Annotated in this window: 25 protein-coding genes; 8 read left to right on the top strand and 17 right to left on the bottom strand. The window is 69.9% G+C overall.

The genetic code is table 11. The features are described 5' to 3' along the window. Window positions 1-37: 37 nt before the first annotated feature. Window positions 38-286, top strand: a complete 249-nt coding sequence (locus tag KBY19_RS10870; RefSeq protein WP_099876902.1) for a DUF1876 domain-containing protein — start codon at window positions 38-40, stop codon at window positions 284-286. A 248-nt stretch (window positions 287-534) separates the two neighbouring features. On the opposite strand, the gene KBY19_RS10865 is transcribed toward KBY19_RS10870, so the two are convergent. The 6 genes from KBY19_RS10865 to KBY19_RS10840 all read right to left on the bottom strand — a co-directional run bounded on the left by KBY19_RS10865 (window position 535) and on the right by KBY19_RS10840 (window position 6171). Continuing rightward, window positions 535-1245, bottom strand: coding sequence for a CBS domain-containing protein (locus tag KBY19_RS10865; RefSeq protein ID WP_099876904.1), 711 nt, complete (start codon window positions 1243-1245; stop codon window positions 535-537). 317 nt (window positions 1246-1562) lie between these two features. Beyond that, window positions 1563-2909, bottom strand: coding sequence for a Ni/Fe hydrogenase subunit alpha (locus tag KBY19_RS10860; RefSeq protein ID WP_099876907.1), 1347 nt, complete (start codon window positions 2907-2909; stop codon window positions 1563-1565). Further along, on the bottom strand, window positions 2906-3700 hold the full coding sequence (locus tag KBY19_RS10855) for an oxidoreductase (protein ID WP_185015925.1): 795 nt from the start codon (window positions 3698-3700) through the stop codon (window positions 2906-2908). The genes KBY19_RS10860 and KBY19_RS10855 overlap by 4 nt, the downstream gene beginning before the upstream one ends. A 1-nt stretch (window position 3701) precedes the next feature. Further along, the gene (locus KBY19_RS10850; protein WP_210965662.1) at window positions 3702-4538 is read right to left on the bottom strand and encodes an FAD/NAD(P)-binding protein; all 837 of its coding nucleotides are present in this window, start codon (window positions 4536-4538) and stop codon (window positions 3702-3704) included. Further along, complete coding sequence (locus KBY19_RS10845) at window positions 4535-5017, bottom strand: Crp/Fnr family transcriptional regulator (protein ID WP_210965680.1); 483 nt, start codon at window positions 5015-5017, stop codon at window positions 4535-4537. Before KBY19_RS10845 ends, KBY19_RS10850 begins: the two co-directional genes overlap by 4 nt. Next, window positions 5014-6171 carry a 4Fe-4S dicluster domain-containing protein gene (locus tag KBY19_RS10840; RefSeq protein ID WP_210965661.1) on the bottom strand — a complete coding sequence of 386 codons (1158 nt, stop codon included), beginning with the start codon at window positions 6169-6171 and terminating at the stop codon, window positions 5014-5016. Before KBY19_RS10840 ends, KBY19_RS10845 begins: the two co-directional genes overlap by 4 nt. A gap of 170 nt (window positions 6172-6341) precedes the next feature. Here KBY19_RS10840 and KBY19_RS10835 point away from each other — a divergent pair, with 170 nt between their 5' ends. The 4 genes from KBY19_RS10835 (at window position 6342) to KBY19_RS10820 (ending at window position 8478) form a co-directional block, all read left to right on the top strand. Then, window positions 6342-6875 carry a hydrogenase maturation protease gene (locus KBY19_RS10835; protein WP_099876922.1) on the top strand — a complete coding sequence of 178 codons (534 nt, stop codon included), beginning with the start codon at window positions 6342-6344 and terminating at the stop codon, window positions 6873-6875. A 299-nt stretch (window positions 6876-7174) separates the two neighbouring features. Next, the gene (locus tag KBY19_RS10830) at window positions 7175-7780 is read left to right on the top strand and encodes a pyridoxamine 5'-phosphate oxidase family protein (RefSeq protein ID WP_307842560.1); all 606 of its coding nucleotides are present in this window, start codon (window positions 7175-7177) and stop codon (window positions 7778-7780) included. Between the two features lie 69 nt (window positions 7781-7849). Then, window positions 7850-8254 carry a DUF302 domain-containing protein gene (locus tag KBY19_RS10825; RefSeq protein ID WP_099876928.1) on the top strand — a complete coding sequence of 135 codons (405 nt, stop codon included), beginning with the start codon at window positions 7850-7852 and terminating at the stop codon, window positions 8252-8254. 74 nt (window positions 8255-8328) lie between these two features. Beyond that, window positions 8329-8478: a hypothetical protein gene (locus KBY19_RS10820; protein WP_185015927.1), complete on the top strand. Its 150-nt coding sequence runs from the start codon at window positions 8329-8331 to the stop codon at window positions 8476-8478. Window positions 8479-8487: 9 nt separating this feature from the next. Here KBY19_RS10820 and KBY19_RS37490 read toward each other — a convergent pair whose 3' ends face one another. Further along, window positions 8488-9348, bottom strand: a complete 861-nt coding sequence (locus tag KBY19_RS37490; protein WP_185015928.1) for a universal stress protein — start codon at window positions 9346-9348, stop codon at window positions 8488-8490. A gap of 188 nt (window positions 9349-9536) precedes the next feature. On the opposite strand from KBY19_RS37490, the gene KBY19_RS10810 reads away from it, so the two are divergent. Next, window positions 9537-10466: a universal stress protein gene (locus tag KBY19_RS10810; protein ID WP_099876933.1), complete on the top strand. Its 930-nt coding sequence runs from the start codon at window positions 9537-9539 to the stop codon at window positions 10464-10466. A gap of 95 nt (window positions 10467-10561) precedes the next feature. Here KBY19_RS10810 and KBY19_RS10805 read toward each other — a convergent pair whose 3' ends face one another. The 4 genes from KBY19_RS10805 to KBY19_RS10790 all read right to left on the bottom strand — a co-directional run bounded on the left by KBY19_RS10805 (window position 10562) and on the right by KBY19_RS10790 (window position 14087). Then, window positions 10562-11467 carry a universal stress protein gene (locus KBY19_RS10805; protein WP_185015930.1) on the bottom strand — a complete coding sequence of 302 codons (906 nt, stop codon included), beginning with the start codon at window positions 11465-11467 and terminating at the stop codon, window positions 10562-10564. 64 nt (window positions 11468-11531) lie between these two features. Next, complete coding sequence (locus tag KBY19_RS10800) at window positions 11532-12200, bottom strand: CBS domain-containing protein (RefSeq protein ID WP_099876942.1); 669 nt, start codon at window positions 12198-12200, stop codon at window positions 11532-11534. A 22-nt stretch (window positions 12201-12222) separates the two neighbouring features. Next, the gene (locus KBY19_RS10795) at window positions 12223-13059 is read right to left on the bottom strand and encodes a universal stress protein (RefSeq protein ID WP_210965660.1); all 837 of its coding nucleotides are present in this window, start codon (window positions 13057-13059) and stop codon (window positions 12223-12225) included. 35 nt (window positions 13060-13094) lie between these two features. Beyond that, on the bottom strand, window positions 13095-14087 hold the full coding sequence (locus KBY19_RS10790; RefSeq protein WP_099876948.1) for a nitroreductase family protein: 993 nt from the start codon (window positions 14085-14087) through the stop codon (window positions 13095-13097). Window positions 14088-14247: 160 nt separating this feature from the next. Here KBY19_RS10790 and KBY19_RS10785 point away from each other — a divergent pair, with 160 nt between their 5' ends. After that, entirely contained in the window at window positions 14248-15135 is an 888-nt protein-coding gene (locus KBY19_RS10785; protein ID WP_099876951.1) for a universal stress protein, read from the top strand. 44 nt (window positions 15136-15179) lie between these two features. Here KBY19_RS10785 and KBY19_RS10780 read toward each other — a convergent pair whose 3' ends face one another. Beyond that, window positions 15180-17591, bottom strand: a complete 2412-nt coding sequence (locus KBY19_RS10780; protein ID WP_210965659.1) for a glycoside hydrolase family 65 protein — start codon at window positions 17589-17591, stop codon at window positions 15180-15182. A gap of 398 nt (window positions 17592-17989) precedes the next feature. Continuing rightward, on the bottom strand, window positions 17990-18556 hold the full coding sequence (locus tag KBY19_RS10775; RefSeq protein ID WP_099876957.1) for a rhodanese-like domain-containing protein: 567 nt from the start codon (window positions 18554-18556) through the stop codon (window positions 17990-17992). A gap of 81 nt (window positions 18557-18637) precedes the next feature. Here KBY19_RS10775 and KBY19_RS10770 point away from each other — a divergent pair, with 81 nt between their 5' ends. Next, window positions 18638-18919, top strand: coding sequence for a metal-sensitive transcriptional regulator (locus KBY19_RS10770; protein ID WP_099876960.1), 282 nt, complete (start codon window positions 18638-18640; stop codon window positions 18917-18919). A gap of 33 nt (window positions 18920-18952) precedes the next feature. On the opposite strand, the gene KBY19_RS10765 is transcribed toward KBY19_RS10770, so the two are convergent. The 4 genes from KBY19_RS10765 to KBY19_RS10750 all read right to left on the bottom strand — a co-directional run bounded on the left by KBY19_RS10765 (window position 18953) and on the right by KBY19_RS10750 (window position 24147). Further along, window positions 18953-19705 (bottom strand): sulfite exporter TauE/SafE family protein, encoded by a 753-nt coding sequence (locus tag KBY19_RS10765; RefSeq protein ID WP_099876962.1) that lies wholly within the window; start codon window positions 19703-19705, stop codon window positions 18953-18955. After that, window positions 19702-19998, bottom strand: a complete 297-nt coding sequence (locus tag KBY19_RS10760; protein WP_247690852.1) for a rhodanese-like domain-containing protein — start codon at window positions 19996-19998, stop codon at window positions 19702-19704. Before KBY19_RS10760 ends, KBY19_RS10765 begins: the two co-directional genes overlap by 4 nt. A gap of 116 nt (window positions 19999-20114) precedes the next feature. After that, window positions 20115-21491, bottom strand: a complete 1377-nt coding sequence (locus tag KBY19_RS10755; protein ID WP_099876965.1) for a rhodanese-like domain-containing protein — start codon at window positions 21489-21491, stop codon at window positions 20115-20117. Between the two features lie 316 nt (window positions 21492-21807). After that, a complete protein-coding gene (locus tag KBY19_RS10750; protein ID WP_210965658.1) occupies window positions 21808-24147 on the bottom strand; it encodes a heavy metal translocating P-type ATPase in 2340 nt (779 codons plus the stop codon). Between the last annotated feature and the right edge of the window lie 100 nt (window positions 24148-24247).

Genomic DNA, 24247 nt, shown 5'->3' with positions numbered 1-24247 from the left:
CGAGACCGTCGCCCGGTACAAGGACGAGGAGAGAGTCATGACACACACCACGGAATGGAAGGTCCGTCTCGACCTCTTCGAGGACGACGAGGGAACGACGAAAGCACACGTAGTGCTGGACACCGGGGCCACGGCACTCACCGCCCGCGGATCCGCGCACTGCCATCCGACGGATACGAACGTGCCGGAGATCGGCGACGAGCTGGCGGCGGGCAGAGCCATGCGCGACCTCGCCCAGCAACTGCTGATCATTGCCGAGCGTGATGTCCAAGGCGTGAGTGCGTAAGTCCCTCCCGGCTGAGGGACCGCCGGATTGGAGGTCGCCGACGGTGGTCTCGATGTCCACCGTGAGGTCAAGCAGCCGGAAAGTACCGGAAGTACCGGGGCACCCGCAGCCGCGCTCGCCGCATCGGGCGGCTCGGCTGTCACATGATTGCCGCCGGACAGGGTGGGGTGTCCACGCGGAGCAACCCGCCCTGTCGCGGTCCGCTTCCCCCTTCGCCTCCGCGAACAGGCAGTGGTGACGAGGCGGGGTCAGACGGCGAAGTGGACGTTCACCACGCCTTCCACGGAGAGCACGCTGCGCACGACCAGGGGAACGAAGTGCGAGTCACCAAGGTCCCCGGAAAGAGTCACAACGCCGTCCTGCACAGCGACCCTGACCTCACCCAGTGTCTCCGCCATCGGGTCGAGGATCGAGTCCTGGATCTCTTTCGCGATCTCCTCATCGGGGCGGAGGAAGATGCTCAGCACATCGCTGCGGCTGACGATCCCTCTCAGACAGCCATCGGCATCCGTCACCGGTAGCCGCTTGACTCGCTTCTCCGCCATGACGCGGGCTGCCTCGCTGACCAGGGCTTCCGGATGTACCGTCACCGCGGGAGCGGTCATCAGGCCAGCCGCGGTTCCGCCGGCTGCCTTGGCGAGCTTCTCGGAGTACGCGTAGGAGTGGTGAAGAGAGCTCTCCTGGGTGTGCCATTCCTCCTTCGGCAGCAGATCGGCTTCGGACACCACACCGATGACCCGGCCGTCACCTTCCAGGACGGGCAGCGCGCTGACGTTCCACTCACGCATGGTCTGAACGATGCGCTTGAAGTCGGCCTCACGGCCCAGCGCGACGACCGTCTGTGTCATGACGTCACCCACCGTGCGAGGAGACCCGTACTCGGTGGCGTCCTGCTCGATCGGCTGCTGGGCCCGCCGCGTACTCCCCTCGTGTGCGGCGGGCGCGTGCCGAGTGCCCATGATGCCTCCTCAGGCAGCGACCTCCAGAACATCGCCACAGCACGGCGGGGGTGTGCGGCCTGCGTTGATCCGCACCCGAGGCGCGGGGTCACGAAGACGGGGGCGACGCGCCGAACAGGACACGCATGCGGCAGCCGCAGCCGGGGGAAACAGTCCCAGAACCTGTGTGGTCACTCAGGGGCAATCGTTGATGACCGTCGACCGCATCCAGCGCCCCTCCTTGACGCCTTCCTCGCTTACCAGCGTGCCTCTTCGGTTTCGAATCAGCCAACGCGGCTGAACTCTGGGCGCTTGCCCATCTGCGGGAGGCCGCACGGTCACTCCTCACGCGTCACCGAGAGGCGCAGGAAATGGGCGGAGCAGGAAATGCACGGGTCATGGTTGCGCACGGCGCGCTCGCTCCAAGCGGCGAGCTCTTCATCGGAGGTGCAGCCGGTTGGCAGGTGTGCTTCCAGCACGCGTCGTACGTCCTCCTCGATGGCGCCCTGGTTCTGTGAGGTGGGCGGGACGAGCACGGCGGCGGTGACGGTGCCGGCGGAGTCAAGGGTGTAGCGGTGGTAGAGCAGGCCTCGGGGTGCCTCCGTAGCACCGTGGCCGGTGCCTGCGCGGGCGGGGACGTCGACGTGGGGGGCGGGCGGTGGCTCGTAGTTGTCGATGATGCGCAGCGCCTCCTGCACAGCGTGGAGCACTTCGATGGCGCGTACGACGATGCTGCGGAAGGGGTTGCGGCACACCGCTCCCTGAGCGGGATCGCCGAGACCTGCATCCCGTGCCAGTTCACGGATCTCCGCGGGCAGCCACCGGCCGCTGATGGCGAAGCGGGCGAGGGAGCCCGTGAGGTGGCGGCGCCCGTCCAGTCGGGCTTGCAGGGCGGTGGAGTAGGGCACCTGGTGTTCGACGACGTGCTCGCTGAAGTCGCTCAGCGGGAAGGTACGCGGGGGCTCCGGTTCCGCGCTGGACGAACGCAGCACGGTCGGGGTGCCGGACTCGATGGCGTAGGTGCCGGGCTCGGCGAGGGCGAGGAAGTCGTGGTCACTGGTGGCTTCGGGGAAGTCGAAGCCGGCCACCCATCGCACCGTCGCCTCCGCATCGTCCCGGGCGCGGCGCAAGCGCTCTTCCAGGGGGCGAAGCTCGGTGCGGTTGGGGACGCGGTAGAAGCCGCCGAGGCGGACGTTGACCGGGTGGATGGAGCGTCCGCCGAGTTGCTCGACGATTGCGTTGCCCGCCTGCTTGAGACGAAGGCCGCGCTCGACGTCCGTCGTGCTGAGACGGGCGAGTTCGACGACGTCGGAGCAGTCGAAGAAGTCCGGTGCGTGCAGCAGGTAGATGTGCAGGGTCTGGCTTTCGATCCATTCCCCGCAGTACAGCAGCCGGCGCAAGGCCGCCAACTGTCCGCCGACGGTGACCCCGCAGGCGTCCTCCAGCGCGCGGCAGGCGCTCATCTGGTAGGCGACCGGACAGATCCCGCAGACGCGGGAAGTGATGTCCGGTGGTTCCGTGTAGGAGCGGCCACGCAGGAACGCCTCGAAGAAGCGCGGCGGTTCGTAGATGGCCAGCTTGCTGTCGAGGATCTGGTCGCCTCGCAGCCGCAAGCGCAGGGTGCCCTGGCCCTCGACCCGGGTGAGGGCGCCCAAGGGCAGTTCTCTTTCGGTGTCCGCGCTCATCCGAGTTCCTCCTTCCGGGAGGCGGCGTCGAACTCCGGCGCGGCGGTGTTGAAGGTGCGCAGCACGCGCACGATGTCCAGGGTGTTCATGCCGTCGCGGCGCAGCAGTGGGATGAAGGCGGGGAACTTCGTGGAGTACGACGGGCCGAAGCATCCGTAGCAGCCGCGTCCGTAAGCGGGGCACAGAGCTCCGCATCCCGCGTGGGTGACCGGCCCCAGGCAGGGGATGCCGCGGGCCACGACGATACAGGGGGTCCCGCGTCGTTTGCATTCGAAGCACACGCTGTGCGCGGGTGTGTCCGGGGTGCGGCCCGCCAGGTAGGCGGTGATCACTTCCAGCAGCTGCCCGCGGTCGATCGGGCAGCCACGCAGTTCGAAGTCGACCGGCACGTGGGCGCTGATCGGGGTCGAGGTGGCGAGGGTGTCGATATAGGCGTCGCCGGCGTAGACGGCTGCCCGGAATTCGGCCACGTCGGCGTAGTTGCGCAGCGCCTGGATGCCGCCGGCGGTCGCACACGCGCCGAGGGTCACCAGGCGGCGGGAGACCGCGCGCACGTGCTGTACTCGTTCGGCGTCCTCGGGGGTGGTGATGGAGCCGTCGACCAGCGACAGGTCGTACATGCCCTCGTCCGGGGCGGTGACCGCCTCGTGGAAGAAGGCCACTTCCACCTTTCCGGACAGGGCGAGCAGCTCATCCTCGCAGTCGAGCAGGGTCAGTTGACAGCCGTCGCAGGAGGCGAACTTCCAGACCGCCAGCCGGGGACGTCCGTTCTCCCGCTCCTGGTCGCTCATCTCACAACTCCCGGACGGAGAGCAGCGGTTCGGCGCGGCTCCAGGGCACCACGGGTCCGTCCCGGCACAGCAGCAGGGGGCCGAGCTGGCAGTGGCCGCAGTGTCCGGTGCCGCAGTGCATGGTGCGCTCCAGAGAGAGTTGGATCCGGTCGGGAGCAACGCCACGGCGCACGAGATCGCGGGCGGTGGCCCGCATCATCACTTCGGGACCGCACAGGAACGCCGCCGTCCGGTCAGGGTCGAAGTCGGCACGGTTGAGCAGCCCGGTCACCACCCCTACGTCGCCGCGCCATGCATCGTCGGGCCGGTCGACAGTGACCAGGACACGAGCATCGGCGTCACGCCACCGTTCGGCCTGGCCCGCGTAGAGGAGGTCGCCGGGGCTTCGGGCTCCGATCAGGACGTTCACCCGCCCGTACCGCTGCGGAGCCGTGAGTGCCGCAGTGATCAGTGGACGGAGCGGGGCCAGACCGAGCCCTCCCGCGACGATCAGAAGGTCCCGCCCGGTCGCGGAGGTCAGGTTCCAGCCCGTGCCGAAGGGGCCGCGCACGCCCACCGGGGCGCCGGCCTCCAGGCTCGCCAGCCTGGCGGAGATCGCTCCGACGGAACGGATGGTGTGGGTCAGCCGGTCCCCCTCGATACGGGAGACCGACAGCGGGATGTCTCCCACCCCGAAGCCGAACACCATGGCGAACTGGCCTGGAGAGAAGGGCGGGAGTGCCGAGCGCACCGGCTCCAGCACGACCGTCGCCGTGTCGCCGGTCTCACGTCGGCGGTCCACCACCCGGTAGGGCGACGGCGGCAACGCGGGGGCGGCCTCCGGGGCGAGGACCGTCATCCGACCGCGCCCCGGAAGCTGGATGCGTGGCGCTTGTCGCTCCCGTACAGGTCCAGCAACCGGGTACGTGCGGAACGCAGCCGCTCCCCGATCACCTGGTCGGCGATGGTGCGGAAGAGTGCCAGCCCGGCGGTCGGAGAGTCCTCCATCGCCGCGCGTACCCGGGCGGCGTCGAACTCCCAGGCGTGCACCGCGCTGCGGGTGCGGGCTCCCAGATGCCAGCGGTAGGGCTCGAAGAGCCAGGACCAGCCGAGGAGCTCTCCGTCCGCGATGGTCTCCACGACAACGGTGCCGCGTCCTGGGATTTGCACATCGAGCGCGACCAGGCCGCTGCGCAGGATCCAGAACCGGTCGGCGACGTCGTCCTCGTCGAAGATCCGGGTCTCCGCCGACAGGGTGACCTCGTGCGCGAAGCCGAGCAGCCAGCCGCGGTGCACCGGGGGCAGGGCGTCGAGGAAGTCGCGCCGCCCGGCCGTCACCGCGACACCTCGCCGTCGTCCGAGACGGCGGCCCGCTCGGCGTTGAGCGCGTGTGCCTCCTCGGTGATGTCGATGCCGACCGGGCACCACACGATGCACCGGCCGCAGCCGACGCATCCCGTGCTGTCGAACTGGTCGTGCCAGGTACCGACCTTGTGAGTGAGCCACTGCCGGTAGCGGCTGAGCGGTGACGCCCGTACAGGGCCGGAGGACAGGTGGGTGAAATCCACGTCGAAACAGGACTCCCACCGCCGCCACCGCTCCGCGTGCTCACCGGTCAGATCGGTGACGTCTTCGACACTGGTGCAGAAGCACGTGGGACAGGCCATGGTGCAGTTACCGCAGGTCAGGCAGCGTGCGGTGACGTCGTTCCAGCGTTCGGCGTCCAGCGTCTCCTGCATGAGCGCCCGAAGGTCCACCTCCGGCATCGTGCGGCCCATCCGCCCGGCCGCTTCCTCCACCAGCCTGCGGGCCGTCCCGGCGGTCTCCTCGTCAGCCGGGACGTGCGGCAACCGGGCCAGTACCTCCTCGCCCTCCGGGCTGCCGGCCCGGGCCAGGAAGCGATGCCCGCCGCCGTCGACCACCTCGGTGAGCGCCAAGTCGTAGCCGGGGCCGACGGCAGGTCCTGTCCCCATGGACACGCAGAAGCAGGTGGCGCCGGGCTCGGTGCACTCCACCGCCACCACGAATGCCTGCCGACGGCGTGCCGCGTACCGCGTGTCCGCGTGGGGGCCACCGCCCAGTACCCGGTCCTGGATGGCGATCGCCCGCAGATCGCAGGGCCGCACCCCGATGAACGCGTACGTCGGCGGTGGGCTCGTCTCCGCCCTGATCTCCATGCCGCCGTCTGCCGTGAGGTCCGCGGTCCACTGGCGCTCGCGCTGCGGATGCAGATACGTCTTCCACGACTGGGGTCCCGCGCTGTGGGCGAAGGCCGCGCCATCGGCTCGGGACCGCAGCCGGTAGTGCCCCGCCTCCAGCTCCACACCCCACCCGTACGGCAGATCGGCGCCGCGCTCGATCTGGGCCAGCACGATGGCCTGGTCACGCACGGTCGGCCCGATCACCGTGCGTCCGCTTCCGGCCAGCAGCGTGATGAGCGCGTCCACTCCGTCCTTGTCTAGCACCGTGCTCGCCGATGTGCCGACAGTCATCGCTCATCTCCCGGTACGGGGGCTGGGACGCGGCCAGTATCAAGTGCGCCCCCGCCTGCCGGATCGACCCACGGCGAGGAGGGAGCCAGACGGACGCCCGTCGTCCCTCCATACGGTGGCCTCGCGCGGGTGTCACTGCTTGATACCCGGGGCGCGGTAGGAAGGAGGGGATGAGCCCCCCGCACGCCTGCCCGCACATCGCCGTTATCGGGATCGGCAACGTTCACCGCCGCGACGACGGTGTCGGCCCTGCTGTGATCGCCCGCCTCGCGCGCCACATTGAGGAGGGCACGCTGTCCCTCTCCGTGGGACTCCACGTGAGCGACGGGGAGCCCGCTCGCCTGATCGCGAGGTGGGAAGGAGCGGACCTGGCCGTCGTGGTCGACGCCGCCCGGACCTCACGACCGGCTCCCGGTCGGGTGCACCGTTGGGACACCGACGACCTGAAGCTGCCGCCCGCCGCAGAAGCGAGCTCTCACGGCCTCGGCCTGGGCGACGCGCTCCGGCTCGCCCGCGCCCTGGGCCGTCTCCCCCAGCACCTCGTGGTCTACGGCGTCGAGGCTGCGGACACAGGCTTCGGCACCGGTCTGACGACCAGGACGGCCGAGGCAGTCGAGCTCTTGGCCGACCGCATCGTGCGGGAGATCCATGGCCACCGGCTCCGCACGAGTCCAGTACTCGACGGCGGGACGGCATCCACCTGAGCAGAACCGAGGGTGTGGACGTTCCTCCAGCGCTGCGCTGATGCGGCGCTGAGGCAGAGCCGGTCGTCAGGACCGTGTGCGGGCCCCTCGCCCGATCGGTCGGACACCACTGGCAGGTGCTCCCACGCTCTGCTGACCTGGAACAGGCGGCTCACGCATCGCGGAAGGACGAGCGACAGCACGGCCGCGTCAGGCGGCGTCTGGAGGCTGGGACGATGCACGACGACAGGCCGCGCCCAAGCGCTGCTGACCCAAACTCCGGCCGACCACGCGACGACACGATCGCGACCCGCTGTGCCGTGCGCCGCGAGCAACTGGGGCTCTCCGAGGAGGAGGTGGCACGCCGGGCCGGTATGTCCGTCGCCTACCTGAACCGCGTCGAGACCTTGAGCGACGACTTCGACCCCGCCGCTCTCATGCGTCTCGCCGCTGTCCTGGAGATGCCGTACGACGAACTGAGGGAAGGTCCGCGCGAGCCGGAACCCGGCCAGCAGGCCGCCGCCTCCCATCCCATGCTGGCCCGGCTCTCGGAGGACGAGTGCTGGCAACGGCTCGGCACCCACGGCATCGGCAGGATCGGCCTGACCGCCGAACCGGCTCCCGTGATCCTGCCGGTGAACTTCCTGGTCGACGGCCACACCGTCGTCTACCGAACCGAAGCAGGCGGCACGGCGGCCGCAGCCGACGGGGACCACGCCGCCTTCGAAGCCGACCATATCGACGAACACCACGGCCGCGGCTGGAGCGTCCTGATCACCGGAAGGGCCCACCACCTCACCGACCCCGGCACGATCGAATCCCTCACTGCCCGACCGGGAGCCGAACCCTGGGCCGGCGGGAAGCGTGAACTGTGGATCCGCATCCATCCCGATCAGGTGACCGGCCGTACCATCCACACCCGGTAACAGCGTCACCCCGCCCGACGAAGCGTCAATCGGGGCGAGACTGTGCTCAAGCAGGGAGAACACGAAGAGATGGACTACGCCCGCACCATCACACTCGACCTGCCCTACGACCAAGCTGTCCCGAAAGTGAAGGAAGCCTTCAAGGAACAAGGCTTCGGCACGCTCACCGAGATCGATGTGGCTGCCACCCTCCGGGAAAAGCTGGGCCACACCATGGAGAACTACGTGATCCTGGGCGCCTGCAACCCACAACTGGCCCACCGCGCCCTGGACGTCGAACGGGAGATCGGCCTGCTGCTCCCGTGCAATGTCGTGGTCCGCACAGCCGAGAACGGCCAGACCCTCGTACAGGCGCTCGACCCCATCGTCATGGTCTCCGTGCCCGAACGCACCGAGATGCAGCCGATCGCCGAGGAAGCCACCGCACGCATCCAGACAGCCCTCGACACGCTGCGCACTGCTTCGCCGGGCTGAAGCCCCCCGGCGACGTGTGAGACCTTCACCACTTCGCCGAGACCGGCGCGAGTGAAGTCGTCCTGGCCAGGTCCGTGCTCGTCTGGGCGCCGCCCTTCCAGAGCGTCTTCGGGACCGCTCCGCTGCCCTGGGACGTCGTACTGCTGCTGCTCACGTTCCCCGTACTGGTCTGGGGCACTGACGAGCTGCGCCGTTGGCTGCGGCGACGCCGCGTGGCGCGCTGACGACGCGCGCTACTCGTGCGGCACGACGGCGACCGGACAGGCCGCATGGTGCAGGGCCGCATGGGTGACCGGACCGATTCGTGTGGGGAACGGGTGGCCCCGCAGCCGACGGCCCACCACCAGCAGGCTCGCGTCGGTGCTGCTCTCCACCAGAAACGGGGCGCTGGCCCCCATCGCCAGCTCGGTGTCGACTCCCAGGCGCGGAAAGCGGCGCCGCCAGGGGCTCAGTGCCTGGCTCAGCTCTGCCTCGGCACTGTCGCCCACGCGTTCCAGTACGGTCGGGTCCGGCAGTGCGGACGGATAGGCGTAGAGGCCCTGCGCACTCCACGCGTGCGCGACACGAAGCGCCGCGCCACGGCGGTCCGCGGTCTCGAAGGCGAAGTCCAGCAGCGGTCCGTAGGAGTGCCGTAGATCCAGCCCGACGACGATGGGCGCAGTGCCCGGCCTCCTCGCGACCTGTTGCCGCACCGCCACAACCGGCATGGTGGCGTGGGCGATCACGGACAGCCCGACGGAGCCCAGGACGAATCCGGCAACCGGTCCGAGCGCCCGGGAGCCGATAGCGAGCACGGGCGCGCCCTCCGCGGCGTGCAGCAGCGCGCGCGCTGGATCCTCGCCGAGCACCTCGTCATGGACATCGATCTTCGGCGAGATCTCCTTCGCCGCCTGCGCCGCTGCCCGGAGGTTCTGCTGTGGCCGGGGAACCGCCCCGCCACGCGCGGGACCGGAGTCGGCACCGGGCACTTCCCACCGGCTCACTGCCGTGACGATGCGCAGCCCGACACCGCGCCAGGCGGCTTCGGCAGCCGCCCACCGGGCAGCGCCCAGGCCTTCCTCGGATCCGTCCACGCCGACAACCACCGCGCTCACCGGGCAACGTCTCCTTCTCCGATGCGTCGGACAACCGGCCTTACCCGGACCTTCCTTCCCAGGAGATCATCGATGCGCCCCTCCGGCCAGGCGAGTGCGTTCGGCCTCCGGTTGCCGACGGCCGGAGGATGCGCGAGCGTGCGAGGGAGCGAACCTGACATCGGCCGAGAGTAAGGCGGTGGGATCACGTGCAACTGCCGCAGACAGTCGTGGGCGCGGACGGTTCGGCCCCGGCCGGGGTCGCAGTGGAGCAGGCCGCCCGGGAAGCCGCGTGCCACGGTTCGAGTCTGCGGATCGTGCACACCGTCAACTGGGTGCCGCCTCCCGGATTTGCCTCTGTGCTGAGCGAAGCCGGGGAGAAAGCTCTGCGGGAGGGCGGGGAGCGCGTGCTGGCCGAGGCAGAGACGGCCGCACGGTCCGTCGCGCCGGAGGTCGAAGTCGGCACCACGCTGTCGATGGGCGACCCGCGGACGGTCCTCACCGAGCTGTCGCGGGAGGCGCTGATGACAGTCGTCGGCAGCAATGGGACCAGCGGTATCGCCAGTGGTCTGCTCGGCTCGGTCGCCAGGCATCTGGTGACGCATGCCGAGGGCCCCGTGATGGTGGCCCGTGAGCCGTCCGCCTCTTCCGCCCCCGTCGTCGTGGGTCTCGACGGTTCTGCCGAGGCGGAGGCCGCGACGGCTTTCGCCTTCGCCGAGGCGGCGGCGTGCGCCGAGCCTCTCCTGGCTCTGCACGCCTGGTCGGAGTGGAGCGTGCCGCCCTCGCCTCCGGACGATCCGTCACTGAGGTACGCGCGGGCCCCCGGACAGCTCAAGGAAGGCGAAGAGCGGCTGCTGGCTCAAGCGCTTTCGGGGTGGTGCGAGCGCTACCCCCAGGTCTCGGTCGAGCGTCGAACGGTGCGGGAGCGGGCGCGGCAGGCACTGATCGAGGCGAGCCGTTCGGCGCGGCTTCTCGTGCTCGGGCGCAGGGGCAAGGGCGGCTTCGCCGGTCTCCGTCTGGGCTCGGTCAGCAACGCCGCTGTCCAGCACGCCCACTGCTCGGTGGTTGTGGTGCACGGCCGGAGGACCGACCCGAAGGCCGGTGGTCCGGGACCGCTGTTGGCACGCCCGGCTGTCTAAGGGCAGGGGGCAGGTGACTGGCTCTCCATCCAGGATGCGGCGAGCCCGACGGGACCCCTCTTCAAGATTCCCGCTGTCCAGCCGTACTGAAAGGGTCAGCTGTGCGGGACGATCGCGACAGGGGTGCGGGAATGGTGCATGGCCGCATGCGCGACCGGCCCCACGTGGGCGCCGAGTCGGTGGGAGCGGTGCCGTCTGCCGACCACCAGCAAGGAGGCGTCCTCGGCGGCTTTCACCAACATCGACGCGGGTTGTTCGAGCACTGCCCGCGCATCCACTTCCACGCCCGGATATTTCTCGCGCCACGGCTGCGCCATCTTCGCCAGCGCGTCGGCGCGTTCGTCCAACACGTCCTCCAATGCCATGGCAGCCAGGGGCATGGGGCGGGAACCGTAGACGGGGGGCGGCTCCCAGCCGTGCCGGATCTCCAGCGCCATCGACTTACGTTGTGCCGTCTCGAAAGCGAAGGCGAACAACTCCTCGCGGGGGTGACCGGTCTCCACGCCGAGCACGATTTTCGGTGCTGCGTCTGCTCCGCTTTCCCGGTCCCCGACATCGTCCCTCGATTGCGCGGGCTCAGCCTCGGCCCGAACGAGAACGACGGGACACTGCGTATGCGCGACAGTGGGCAGAGCGACGGATCCGACCAGGAACCCTCCGAGGGTGCTGAGCCCTCGTGACCCGATGACCAACAGATCCGACGTCTTCGACAACTCCGTCAGCGCCCATGCCGGCTCTCCCACTGTCACTTCCGTGGTCACGGCGAGATCCGGGAACCGCTCGGCCAGCACAGCAGTCACGTCACCGACAAGCTGTTCGGCCCGTTGCCGTGTCGCATCGTCCTCTTCCGGTACCACCATCCGGTCCAGGGCGCTTTCCGCGACGCGTATGTGCGCGAGTTGCAGCGAGCAGTGCCTTTCCATGGCATCGCGAGCAGCCCAATGGGCCGCGGCTGCGCTTTCCGGCGTTCCGTCGAGTCCCGCCGTGACGACATGAGCCATATCCCACTACCTCCTGATCGGGAGTGACGCCTGTTTCCGAAGCTTCCACGGCACGATGGTTCGTCTAAGCGGCCCTGCCGGGACCACCGGCCATCGAGAGATCGAGTTGGACGTCGACCACTCCGTCGACGTTCCGGCAAAGCCGTTCGATCAGTGACAGCGAGTCCTCGTCGCCGATCTTTCCGTGCAGTCTCACCACTCCGTCGGCGACGTTGACCGTCACCTGGGCTCGCGACAAGCCGAGTTCTCTACCGAGCACCTCGTCGACGACCTCGTCCTCGATGGCGCTGTCCTTGCGGAGGAAGACGCGCAGCAGGTCGGCGCGGCTCAGCACACCGATCACCCGGCCCGTTTCGCCCACCACGGGCAGCCGCTTCACATCGTGTGCCTGCATGGTCCGAGCGGCCTCCACCACCGTCCATTCCGGACTGGCGACCACAGCCGGACTCGTCATCAGGCCGCCCGCCGTACCGTTGCCCTCCCCGGCCCCGGCCCGCCTGCCTTGTCTCCGCCGCACAGTGGGCAGCAGGCCCGCCGGCTCCGGCAGCTCTGCCTGCGCCCGCAGCAGGTCCCCTTCGGAAACCACCCCCAGCGGGCGGTCATCGTCGTCGGTCACGGGCAACGCGCTGATGTCATGCTCGTCCAGCAGCCGGGCCGCGTCCTTGAGCCCCGTGCCGGTGTGTACACACACCGCAGGCCGGGTCATCAGGTCCCGCACTCTTCTGTGGCTCATCCGTCGGAGCCTCCTCTCGCTGTCATCGCCTCGGCACCACCGCGACGGGGCACTGCGCGTACATGAGCGCCGCGTGATTGACCAGGCCGAGCTCCAAGCCGAAGACGCCCTGACGTCTGCGCGCCCCGACCACCAGTAGTCCGGCGTCCTGGGCCGCCTCCAGGAGAACGTGCCAGGCGTTCCCTTCCACAAGAGCAGTGCGCACGTTCACCGGGGCCGACGACGGCAGGATCGCGCTCAGCAGTTCCTCGGCCTGTGCACGTTCCGCTGCCTTCTCCGAGCCGGTGCTCCGTCCCAACGCACGCACACACAGGAGATCCCAGCCTCGTTCCTCGGCCTCCTGGCAAGCGAAGGAGACGGCTGGCGCTCCCTGGCTCCTGGCACCCACACCGAGTACGACCGTTCCCGCTCGCTGAGGCGTACGGGCACCGTCGCGGACGACGACCGTCGGACACGTTGCGCGTCCCGCGGTCCCGAGACCGACCGAGCCGAGCAGCGTTTCTCTCACCGGCCCGCGCCCGCGCGCACCGGTCACCACCATTGCCGCTCGCTCACCGGCCCGCACGAGCATGTCCACCGGATCGCTGCCGTGGACCTGGCCGGTGACGTGCACCTCGGGTTGTCGCCGGGCCGCTCGCTGCTGGGCGGCAGCGAGAATACGTTCCGCCAGCACCCATTCGGGTGGCTGCTCCGCCTCTGTCGGCGAAGCGACGCTCGCGTAGTGCTCGAAGCGTTGCCACAACGACGCGTGAAGAACGCGCAGCTGGACACCACGCAGTGCGGCCTCGTCCACGGCCCAGTCCACGGCTTCCATGCCGGGCTCGGAACCGTCGACGCCCACCACCACGGGAAGTTCCACCGAGCGCCTCCAGGATCAGCGGCCACCGCGAAGGGTCAAGGAATGATCTCCAGGACATCCCGTACGGCACGGCGCGGAGCACGGGCTCCCATCGGCCCGTAGCCGAGGCGAAGAATCATCTGGACGGGGCCGGCACCGCGGACCGGATCGCGCAGCAGCCAGCGCAGATGAGACCGTTCCAGGGCCTGGGTGGCGAAGGAGCTGGCCACCCCTTCCCGAGTGGCCAGCAGCAGGACACGTTCCATTGCCTGCCCGGCGGCCAGCCACTGCTCGGGGTCGTCGTCATGTGTCGATACGACGGCCAGCTGCGGCATACGCTCGAAGGCAGCCGAGCCCCGGTCGGTGGCCGCGTGGCCGCGGGCGAAGTCGCGTACCGGGGCCCGCCCCTCCCGCTTCCGCGCTCCGAGGCTGTACTCGGGAATGCCGTCCCTGGCAGTGTCCGACTCCGCGGTACCGGTACGGACCCAGCGCTGCTCATCCGGATCTCCGGTGTACTCCGACTCGGACTCCGCCTCCTCGATGACGTCGAGGATCAGCGACAGATGCCATCCCGCGGGAAAGCTCAGCGACGCGCCTTCGGCCTCCGCCTGCGCGATCAGACGCTGCCGCAGCCGTTCGGGGAGCGGCTCGTCGGCGAACGGGTACCGGCTGGTGTGCCGCTTCCCGATCATCTCGTGAAGCCCCGCGAGATCGTGGTCGATCTCCCGCGGCGCCGCCTCGGCCAGCCGCACGGTGGCCACAGGACCGGCGTCGTCCGAGGCTCCGGAGACCGTGACGTCGGGACGCAGCCCGGCCTGCCAGGCGGCGACCCGCAGGTTGAGCAGCGCGGCTCCGCAGCCGATCCGCAGCGCTCTGCCCTCCGGGTCGGCTGTCGGCATCGCCCGCAGCGGGTCCGCGTACAGATCGATGGACCGGTCCCGGCGGTGGTAGAGGAATCGCCACGGCTGGGCGTTGTGCATGGACGGAGCCGCCACCGCGTCGCCGATCAGCTCCGTCACCGTCTCCTCGTTGATGGCCGTCGCTGGCATCGCTCACCTCCTGCCCCCTCCTCCAGCGTGCCCCCTCGGCTCTACGGCGGCCACCGCGGCCACATCGTGCAGGCAGAGCCATCAGCGGGTTCACTCCTTCATGTGGGACGGAATGTGGGCGGACAGGGTCGGAGCGGCACGGACGGAGGCTGAGGCGCGGATGACGGGCACCATCACGGTGGGTTTCGACGGGTCGGCGCAGAGCCAGGCAGCCGTCGACTGGGCGGCTCTGGAGGCCCAGCTGCGAGGCCTTCCCCTGCGGCTGGTACACGTCTGGCGCTGGCGGCCCCACACGCTGGGCACCGATCCGGACAAGGAGCACGAATGGATCGAGCACGTTCCTCGGCGAGCCGCACTCCGGATGGAGGAACACCATCCCGATCTTCAGGTGGAGCAGCTGAATGTGCCCGGCGTCCCCGCAGACGTACTGATCGACCAGAGTGAGGAATCCGACCTGCTGGTACTCGGCTCCCGGGCGTTGAGCCGGACGAGCGGGTTCCTCCTGGGCTCGGTCGGTCAGGAGGTCACAGCGCGGGCCGAGAGACCGGTGGTCCTGGTGCGTGCCTCATACGAGGACGAGGAGGTGCGGGAGGAGCGGTCACTGCCGGAGCAGCCCTCCACGGGCCCGGTCGTCGTAGGGCTCGACCTCGTCCAGCCGAGCAGGGCGGTTCTGCAGTTCGCCTTCGAAGCCGCCGCGCTGCGTGGCGTGGAACTGCGCGCGGTCCATGTGTGGAAGCTGCCCCCCGTCTTCACCTACGGTCCACACTTGATCGACCAGCATCAGCGCTCCGAGCTGGGGAAACGGGAACACCGCCTGCTCTCGACAGCGCTCCTGCCGTGGCGCGAGAAGTACCCACAGGTGGCGGTGGATGAGCAGGCGGTGCCGGGGAATGCCGGACGGCATGCGATCGAATGGGCCCACGAGGCCTCGTTGCTGGTGGTCGGCAGGCGCGTCCGGCGCCCGGCGCTCGGCCCACGTCTGGGGCCGGTCACCCAGGCCGCCTTGCATCACGCCACCCCTCCGGTAGCCGTTGTCCCGCACACATAGGCGTACCGCAGGTGCGGGCGCGGTTGCTGACAGGGGCCGACCAGTCAGCTCCCGGCCGAGCTTCCTAGGCTGATGGTGCGACTCTCGCCCGGCAACACGGTCACGGCACGGCCGCGTACGGAGAAGCGCAGAGGCGATCTCTCCGACAGCGGGAGGCCTACTTTCAGGGTGTCACCACGGATCTGGACATTCACTCCCCAGTGTTCGCGGAAGCGGACGGAGAAGCCGTACGTGCACAGCTCCGGGACGGGCGCCGGGTCGACGTGGAGTGTGTTGTCCCGGACTTCCAGTCCGGCCAGCCCTCGCTGCACGAGGTCCAGCGTGCCGCCCATGGCTCCCAGGTGGATCCCTTCGGGCGTCATCCCACCCTGGACGTCGGCTACATCCCCCACCAGCGCTTCCTGCATGTAGCGCCACGCATCGGGGCGGCGTTCGCGCGACAGCAGCCAGCCGTGCACCAGGCCGCTGAGCGTTGAGCCGTGACTGGTACGGGGAAGGTAGAAGTCCACCGTACGGTCCCACGTCTCGTCGTCGAGGCGGTACCCCAGCCGGTGGAAGACCGCAGCCAGCTCCGTAGGCGAGAAGAGGTAGCCGAGCATCAGGGCATCTGCCTGTTTGGAGACTCGATAGCGATTGACGTCGTCCCCCTCGGCCTCCAGGAGGCGGTCGAGCCGGCGGACCTCCCCGTAGCGGGTGCGATACCGCTCCCAGTCCAGCTCGGCCAGCGCGTGGTAGCCGTCGAACTGGTCGATGACGCCGCGGTGGAAGGGGACACGCAAGCGCCTGGAAACGTCCTCCCAACGCTCCAGCTCTTCCGCGGTGAGCGCCATGTCAGCGAAGAGGTGGTCTCTTCGCGGCTGCGGGAGCTCGCCAACCAACTCCAGAGCCCGGGTGAGTACCCAGGAAGCCGTCACATTGGTGTACGCGTTGTCATCGATCCCCGGCCGGTCGGAGCCGGGGTACGCCTCGTGGTATTCGTCGGGGCCCATCACTCCCCGGATGCGGTACCGCGCGTACTCGGGGTCGTACTCGGCCAGTCCGGACCAGAACCTGGCGATCTCCAGCAGCATCTCCGCACCGTTGGTGTGGAGAAACTCCCGGTCCCCGGTGTTTTCGGTGTACCGCCAGACGTTGTACGCGATCGCCGAGCCCACATGGTGCTGCAACCGCGATCTGTCGGGCAGCCAGCGGTGTGAGCGCGGGTTGAGATGCAGGGTCTGCGTTTCTTCGCGGCCATCACTGCCGCTCTGCCACGGGAACATGGCACCGGTGTGCCCGGCCTCGCTCGCGTTGCGACGCGCCGCGGGCAGCCGTCGGTGGCGGTAGTTGAGCAGCGCCTTGGAGACCTCGGGAAAGTGCAGGTCGAAGTAGGGGAGAACGAACAGCTCGTCCCAGAAGACATGCCCCCGGTACGCCTCTCCGTGCAGCCCACGGGCCGGTACACCGACATCGAGACCCGCGGTGTGCGGGGAGAGCGTCTGGAGGATGTGGAAGAGATGGAGCCGCAGGATGCGCCCCGTCGTACCCGGAACGTCCAGATGCGCCCGCTGCCACAGGTGCCGCCACGCCCGGCGGTGGGAGACCAGGAGTTCCGGGAAGCCCGCGGCACGGCCCACCGCCTCGGTGGCGGCGCCGAGGGGTTCGCTGATCCCCCGGTCTCCGGACATGAACATCGCCACCGTCTTGTCCACGTGAACGCTCACTCCGGAGCGAAGAGGCAGACGGAGCCGTTGACGGGCCCGGCCGTCGCTCTTCGGCCCGGGCTGGACCAAGCCCTCCCCCGCCGAACACCACAGCCGCGCCGCCTGCGCCACCGTGATGCGCGAGTTCCGCGTGCGGCAGCGGACCCACACCACGTCGCCACCGGCCTCACCGGCTTCGAGTGACGTCAGGTGCCTGCCCTCCAGCTCCCGGTACCGTGCCACGCCGCTGTTGGTGACGGTGGCGTCCAGTTCCGCCTCGATCTCCAACTCGCCGGACCAGTTCTCGGCGGTGAATGTGGTGCGCAGAGCAGCAAGATGCGAATCGCCCATATGTACGAGACGCTGCTGTCTGACCCGCAGGCGGCGCCCGGCCGCGTCCTCCCGCAGAAGGTCTCTCGCCAGGCTGCCTCCCTTCAGGTCGAGAGACTGCCGGTACCTCAACAGGCCAGGCTGGTCCGGCGACCACCAGTCCGAGGCTCCGCCGTCTGCGTCCCGGGTGCGGAAGCGCAGGGGCAGCCAGTTCGGGAGATTGACCATGTCCTCGTTCTCCACCTGATGCCCCGCCACCACCGATGGCAGCCGGTCGTAGCAACCGGCCGCGTAGGTGCCGGGGTAGTGGTGGTCGTCCGCAACGGACTCGGGTGACGCTCCGCGGGTGGCGAAATATCCGTTCCCCAGCGTGCACAGCGCTTCGCGCAGGCGCTCCTCAGCCGGGTCGTATCCTTCGTACACCCACGACCATTCGGCGCTCATCGCCCTCCAAGCCAGTCGTCCGTCTTCAGCCTCTCGAATCGACCGACGGGACCACGGCGATTCTTGTGCGTGGCCATCCAGCGACGTCCGTTGCGGTACGACGCTCCGCCGGACATGCGACTCCAGCCGTTGCCCGAGCTTCAACAGGGCCTGCGCTCTCAGGCAGAAGTTACTCGCCCATCGTTACCGGAGAAGACGACACGGGCCGTGTGTCATGGCCGGGTAGCAGTCAGCCGCCGAGGACCGGCCCGGAGACGGATCCTTCCCGCGAAAAGGCCGCCGGATGTGTTCGCCGACACTGCCGTGGGCCGGCGGTGACCCGACCCGTGCGAGCCCAGCCATCTCGCACTCATGGTCGTCGGTGAAGGCGTTCGGCAGGTGTGCCGCCCCGGCCGGCGTCAGTCGCTCAGCGCGGCAAGAGTGGCTGCCAGGTCGGTGGCCCGGGGCCGGTTGTGGGGAAGCTTGGCCAGGACACGGGCCATGCCGCAGGTGTCGGTGAGAGCGGAGAAGACCAGTCCGCCGGCGACGCCTGCGGATATCCAGCGGGTCCTCGGCCAGCGGCGGGCGGCGAGCAGTCCGGTGAGGACCAGTGCTCCTGCGGCGAGGCGGACCTGGCGCTCCATGGCCCAGACGGCGGGGGTGTCCGCGGGGTGGTGGAGGGTGTGGCCGAGCCGGCTCCAGGCAGCTGTGCCGCCGGTGAGCGTAGCGGCGGTGACGCCGTGTTCGGTCAGGCGCTGGGAGGCCTGCGCGGAGCGGGCACCAGAGGCGCACACCATGAGCAGGTCGCAACGGCCGGCTGCCGCCTTGAGTGCGTCGAGTGCCGCATCCAGGTGGTCGAGGGGGACGTTGTGGGCGCCGGGCAGATGCCCGGAGGCGTACTCCCCCGGCGTGCGCACATCGATCACGGTCAGCTTGTCCAGGCGGGCGTGGGCCTGCTCGGGAGTGAGGGCGGTGGTGGCGGTCACGTGGATCTTTCCATTTCTCATCGGAGGTTCCCCTCCGGGTAGGATACCCGCAGGGGTATATATGAAGGAGAAGGAGTTGCGGTGGAACTGACGATGGCGGCCGAGGAACTGAAGAAGGCGGTCAACCGGCTGCGTAGAGCGCAGGGCCAGATCGCCGGGGTGATCAAGATGATCGAAGAGGGGCGGGATTGCGAGGAAGTGGTGACCCAGTTGGCGGCAGCCTCCCGGGCTCTGGACAAGGCGGGGTTCGCGATCATCGCCACCGGCCTTCAGCACTGCATGACGGACGCGGAGGGCTCCGCCCCCGGTGACCGGGAGGAGATGCGGGCCCGTCTGGAGAAGTTGTTCTTGTCCCTTGCCTGACCGGCTCCTGCGGCCGCATCCACGGGTGCGACATCATGTCACGGCGTCGATGAGCATGAAGGCGGCCACGGCCAGCAGCACGACGGCGAACGTACGTTGCAGCAACGTACCGGAGATCCTGCTCGCCATCTTCCTGCCGTCCCAGGCGCCCAGGATCGCCGCCCCGGTGAATGGCGCGATCACCGCCCATTCCAGTCCCGCCAGGGTGGCCCCGCGGGTGGCGAGGGAAGCAAGTGAGTTCGTCGAGATGACCAGCAGGCTGGTGCCGATGGCGGCCTGCATCTCGAAGGCCAGAACCGTGACCAGAGCAGGAACGGCGAGGAAGCCGCCGCCCACCCCGAGCAGCCCGGTCAGGGCGCCCAGCCCGGCCCCGGCGCCGGCGGCTTTGGCCGGCCGCACGGGCTGCGATCCCCCGTCGGTGGAGATGCGCCGGGAGCGCAACATCTCGACGGCGGCGAAGGCGGCGACGGCGGCGAACGCGGCCGTCATGACCGGCTGTGGCAGGCGGTTCGCTGCGGCACCGGCTGCCGCAGCGGGCACAAGACCCGCTGCGGCGAACAACGCACCGGTTTTCCACCGTACGTTTCCCGCACGGCTGTGGGCGTAGAGAGCGGTGAGCGAGGTGACGGTGACGATGATGAGACTCGCGGTGGTGGCTGCGGCCGGGGTGAAGCCCAGCAGGTAGATCAGAGCAGGCACCGCCAGCACGCTGCCGCCCCCGCCCAGCGCACCGAGCGCCAGCCCGACCACGCCACCGGCGACAAGGGCAAGAACCAGGGCACTCACGCTATGGAACCGCTGCTCTCATCGGCGACCGGAAGGCCCTCCCGCGCCCACGCGATCATGCCGCCCGCGATGTCACGCGCCTCGACGCCCCGGGCGGCCAGCAGCTCGGCGGCCTGCTGCGAACGGTGGCCGGAGCGGCAGATGACCAGGATCGGTTTGCCGTGCGCAGCCGCTGGAAGAGGCGACCCGGCCCGCAGGCGGCTCAGCGGCAGGTGCAGCGCGCCGGGGGCGTGCCCGGACCGCCACTCCGACATCTCGCGGACATCGAGCAGCACCGCCTGCTCGTCACGCAGGTGCCGGTGAGCCTGCGCAGGGCTGAGACGGCCGGGGCTGCGACGGAGAAGACGGAGAGAGGAAGGCAGGGAGAACAAGGCGCGATCACTCCGGGTGAGTGCTGTGAGTGGGTGCTTCAGTCGATGTCCTGAGGACGGGTGAGGGTGAGCCCGGCGTCGGAGGCGGCATCGACGCCGTCATCGACGGCGATCACCTCGCGGCCGACAGCGTCCAGGAGGGAGGCGGCGATCGCCGCGCGCATCCCGCCGGCGCAGTGGACCCACACCTGACCGGACGGCACCTCACCGATACGGTCGGGCAGCTCGTGGATGGGAATGTGGACCGAGCCGTCGAGGAAACCGCTCGCGCGCTCCGAGTCGCGCCTCACGTCCAGCACGACCAGGTCCTTGCCGCTCTCACGCGCGTCGGCCAGGTCCGCGAAACGGGCCCGGGGAAAAGAGACGAGCTGGGAGTCGTCCCGGACCCAGTCGTCCGGTTCGCCGGTGGCGGCAGCGGCCGGCCGGTCGATACCCACCCGGGTCAGCTCCCGTTGCGCGTCGGCAACCTGCTCGGGAGTTTCGGCCAGCAGCGTGACGGGCTTGCCCCACGGGATCAACCACGCGAGGTAGGTGGCCAACTTGCCCTCCCCCTCGAAGTTGAGCGCCCCGGCCACATGCCCCTCGGCGAAGGCGACGCGGTTACGCAGATCGACCACCCACTCCCCGGCGGCGAGCCGCTCGGAGATCTGCTCGGCGTCCGCCTGACGGGGTGGCGTGAGGTCGACGGGGGCGGGCCCGGCGGCGTTGACCGGCCCCATGTGGGTGTAGTACGCGGGCACGTCGTCCAGTCCGGCGAGCATGTCGGCGATAAATGTGTCCGCGTCCTTGACCAGCGCCTCGTTCGCCCTGCGCTCCGCGCCGATGGTGGTGGTGTCCCCCTCGGCCTGGGAGCTGGAGCAGAAGCTGCCGAAGCCGTGGGTGGGCAGCACCTGCACCTCGTCTTCCAACTGGTCGGCCAGCCGGTGTGCGGAGGCGTGCTGGGCGCGGGCCAGTTGCTCGGTGAGCCTGGGCTCGACCAGGTCCGGCCGCCCGACCGTGCCGATCAGCAGTGACCCGCCGGTGAAGGCAGCCATCGCCTGACCGTCCTGTTCCAGCACGTACGAGGTGTGGTGCGGAGTGTGACCGGGAGTGGCCACCGCACGCAGCGCCAGCCCCTCGTCCAGGGTGATGGTGTCACCGTCGTCGACGGGGGTGTGTTCGAACGAGACCGAAGCGCCCGTCGGCACCAGGTATCGGGCGCCGCTGACGCGAGCCAGCTCCAGGCCGCCGGTGACGTAGTCGTTGTGCAGGTGGGTCTCGGCAACGAAGGCGATGCGCACACCGCGCCGCGCGGCCGCAGCCATGATCCGGTCGATGTCGCGGGGCGGGTCCACCGCCACGGCAGCCGTGGAGCCCCCGGCCAGGTAGCTGCGGTTGCCCAGGCCTTGAACTTCCAGGGTGTCGATGAAGAACACCGGCTGTGCCTCCTCTCATCAGAGTACCCAGGAGGGAGTACCCAGGGGGGTATTACGTCTCACCATAACAGGAATACGGGTGGGGGTATTCCTTGAGTGATGTTGGTGCATCGAGGGGCCCGCACCCTGCCGCAGGGTGCGGGCGGGCCGACGGGCAGCGGCCCTCCCCTGGTCAGGTCGCCGTTGCCTGTGAGCCACACATCAGCCGTGTGCCCTGGGGAACCGCAGCAAAGACGCACATGCCGACGACGGCCGACGACAGCCCATCGCCGAACAACGCACCCGACATCGCCGACCGCCCAGACAAGCAGCTGCCTCACGGGGCGAGGGAGAAGTAGGTCTCTTCCTCCTGTGCGAAGTGCAGGCGCAGCACGCTGTGCAGCCCGTACAGGCAGGCGCGCAGATCATCGAGCTGCTCCAGCGCCAGGTCACCCTCGGTTGCGACCAGTCGCAGATGGGTGGCGATGCGCCGGGCGAGACGCTCGATCTCCGTGTGGGCACGACTCATCGTGGCGGTCGCTTCAGGACCGCCCAGAGTGGGCGCGAGGGCGGGGTAGAGCTGGTGCTCTTCGGCGTGTTCATGCGGCAGGAGCCGTTCGGTGACCAGCCGGTGCGCCTCGCCCACTGCCGCGAGCGCCTTCGGGCCCGAGCTGTCCGACAGCTGGTCGGCGGCATCCCGTACGGCTTCGAGGACGTCCTGGAGGTCCTCGTGTTCGGCCGCGAAACGGTGGACGAGCGCTTCCGTTGCGGGCTGGAGGGCGGGGCGCGCAGCCTGGTCGAGGCGCAGCGCACGCAGGGCGTTGAGGATGACCGCGACATCGATCCCCTCCTGAAGCAGAGCACCGACGGCGGGCGGTAGCAGGCCCACGGCGGCTGCCGCCATGGCGGCGAGGGACATCAGCATGCCGCCGAGCGCGCTCTGCACGGCGATGCGGCGTGCTCGTACGGCGATGGCGACGGCGTCGGCGAGGCGGTCCACGCGGTCGGTGGTCAGGACGACGTCAGCGGCCTCGGAGGACGCGGTGGAGCCGCGGGCCCCCATCGCCACGCCGACGTCCGCCGCTGCGAGCGCCGGGGCGTCGTTCACACCGTCGCCCACCATGACTGTGACCGCGCGCCCGCGTTCGGCACGTACGGCGGCGACCTTGTCGGCCGGAGTGAGCTCGGCCTGCACGTCGTCCAGGCCGAGGACTGCCGCGATCTCGCGGGCCGGTTCCGGCCGGTCGCCGGTGAGCAGCGTCAGCCGCCCGATGCCCGTTGTGCGGAGTCGGCGCAGCGTCCGCGGCGCGTCCCGGCGCAGAGGGTCACGAAGCAGGACAGCGCCGACGGGACTGCCGTCGACAGTGAGCCAGGCGACGGCCGCCCCGTCCAGGAGCGCCCGGTTGTCGGCCGCTCGTGCCCAGTTGGGCTTGTCGGATCGGGTCTCAAGGCGGCCGACGGACATGCGGTGGCCGTCGAGAGTTGCGGTGGCGCCCCGTCCGGGTTCCTCGGTCACGTCCGTGGGCGGCGACAGTTCCAGTCCGCGATCGCGGGCCGCATCGACGATCGCCCGCGCGAGGACGTGCGGGGAGTACTGGTCGAGCGAGGCTGCCAGCCTCAGCACCTCAGCGGGTTTCCAGCCGGGTGCGGCAACGACGTCGAGGGCGTGCGGGCGACCGCTGGTCAGGGTGCCGGTCTTGTCGAGCAGCAGGGTGCGGGCCCGGCCGAGGTTCTCCAGCGCGCCGCCGTCGCGGATCACCACACCCAGGCGGGAGGCCCGCGACAGGCCGGAGACGACAGCCACCGGCGCCGCGAGAAGCAGCGGGCACGGGGTGGCCACCACCAGAACCGCCACTGCCCGTACCGCGGAACCGCTGATCAGCCAGGCCAGCCCCGCTGCCGCCAGGGACAGCGGCAGGAACCATGCCGCGTAGCGATCGGCCAGCCGGACGACCGGAGCGGACTCCGCCCCGGCCTCGCGGGCCAACCGCACGATCCCCGCGTAGGTGCTGTCCTGCGCGGTGGCGGTGGCCCGCAGGTCGAAGGCGCCGCCGGCATTGACCGCGCCACTGCGCACCGCGCGACCCGCCGCGCGCTCCACGGCCAGGGGCTCCCCGGTGAGTACCGACTCGTCGAGTACGGCGGTTGAGCCGACCACGCGGCCGTCAACGGGAACCACCTCTCCGGGGCCGACGACGAGCACATCACCGACGGCGACCTCGGCCAGCGGCACCGTGCGCACGTCGCTGCCGATACGGCGGCGGGCGGAGCGCGGCGCGTGCTCCAGGAGCGCCCGCAGATCGTGGGAGGCCCGCCGCTGTGCCGCCGCCTCCAATGTGCGCCCGGTGGCGAGCATCAGCGCGATCAAGGCCCCGGCCAGGTACTCACCTACGACCAGCGTTCCGCCGAGAGCGAGTACGGCGATCAGGTCCACCCCGGCGCGGTGCTGCCGCAGCGCGCTCACCACCCACGCCGAGGCGGGCCCGATGGCCGCTGCCGTCCCCAGGCCCCAGCACAGGTCGGCGGTACCGCGGGCGCCGACGAGCCAGGCGGTCCCACCGGCTGCCAGGGTGGCGGCCGTCACGGCCAGAAGAACCTGCTCAAGGCGCGAGCGCGGGACCGCTGAGAACACACGACGGATGAACTCGACGGAGGTGAAGCGGAGGAAGTGGTCCATGGCATTCCTCGGTCCGACGCCGGCCTTGGGCCCTGCTGGTTGTCCAGCACACTGCCACGGCTGATGTCAGCAGCGAGGGACGAATCCCCCGACAGCGGAG

The sequence above is a fragment of the Streptomyces sp. B15 genome, assembly GCF_018070605.1.
Taxonomy (GTDB): Bacteria; Actinomycetota; Actinomycetes; order Streptomycetales; family Streptomycetaceae; genus Streptomyces; species Streptomyces smyrnaeus.
The sequence above is the reverse complement of the archived record's forward strand: the minus strand, read 5'-3'. Positions and strand labels throughout refer to the sequence as shown.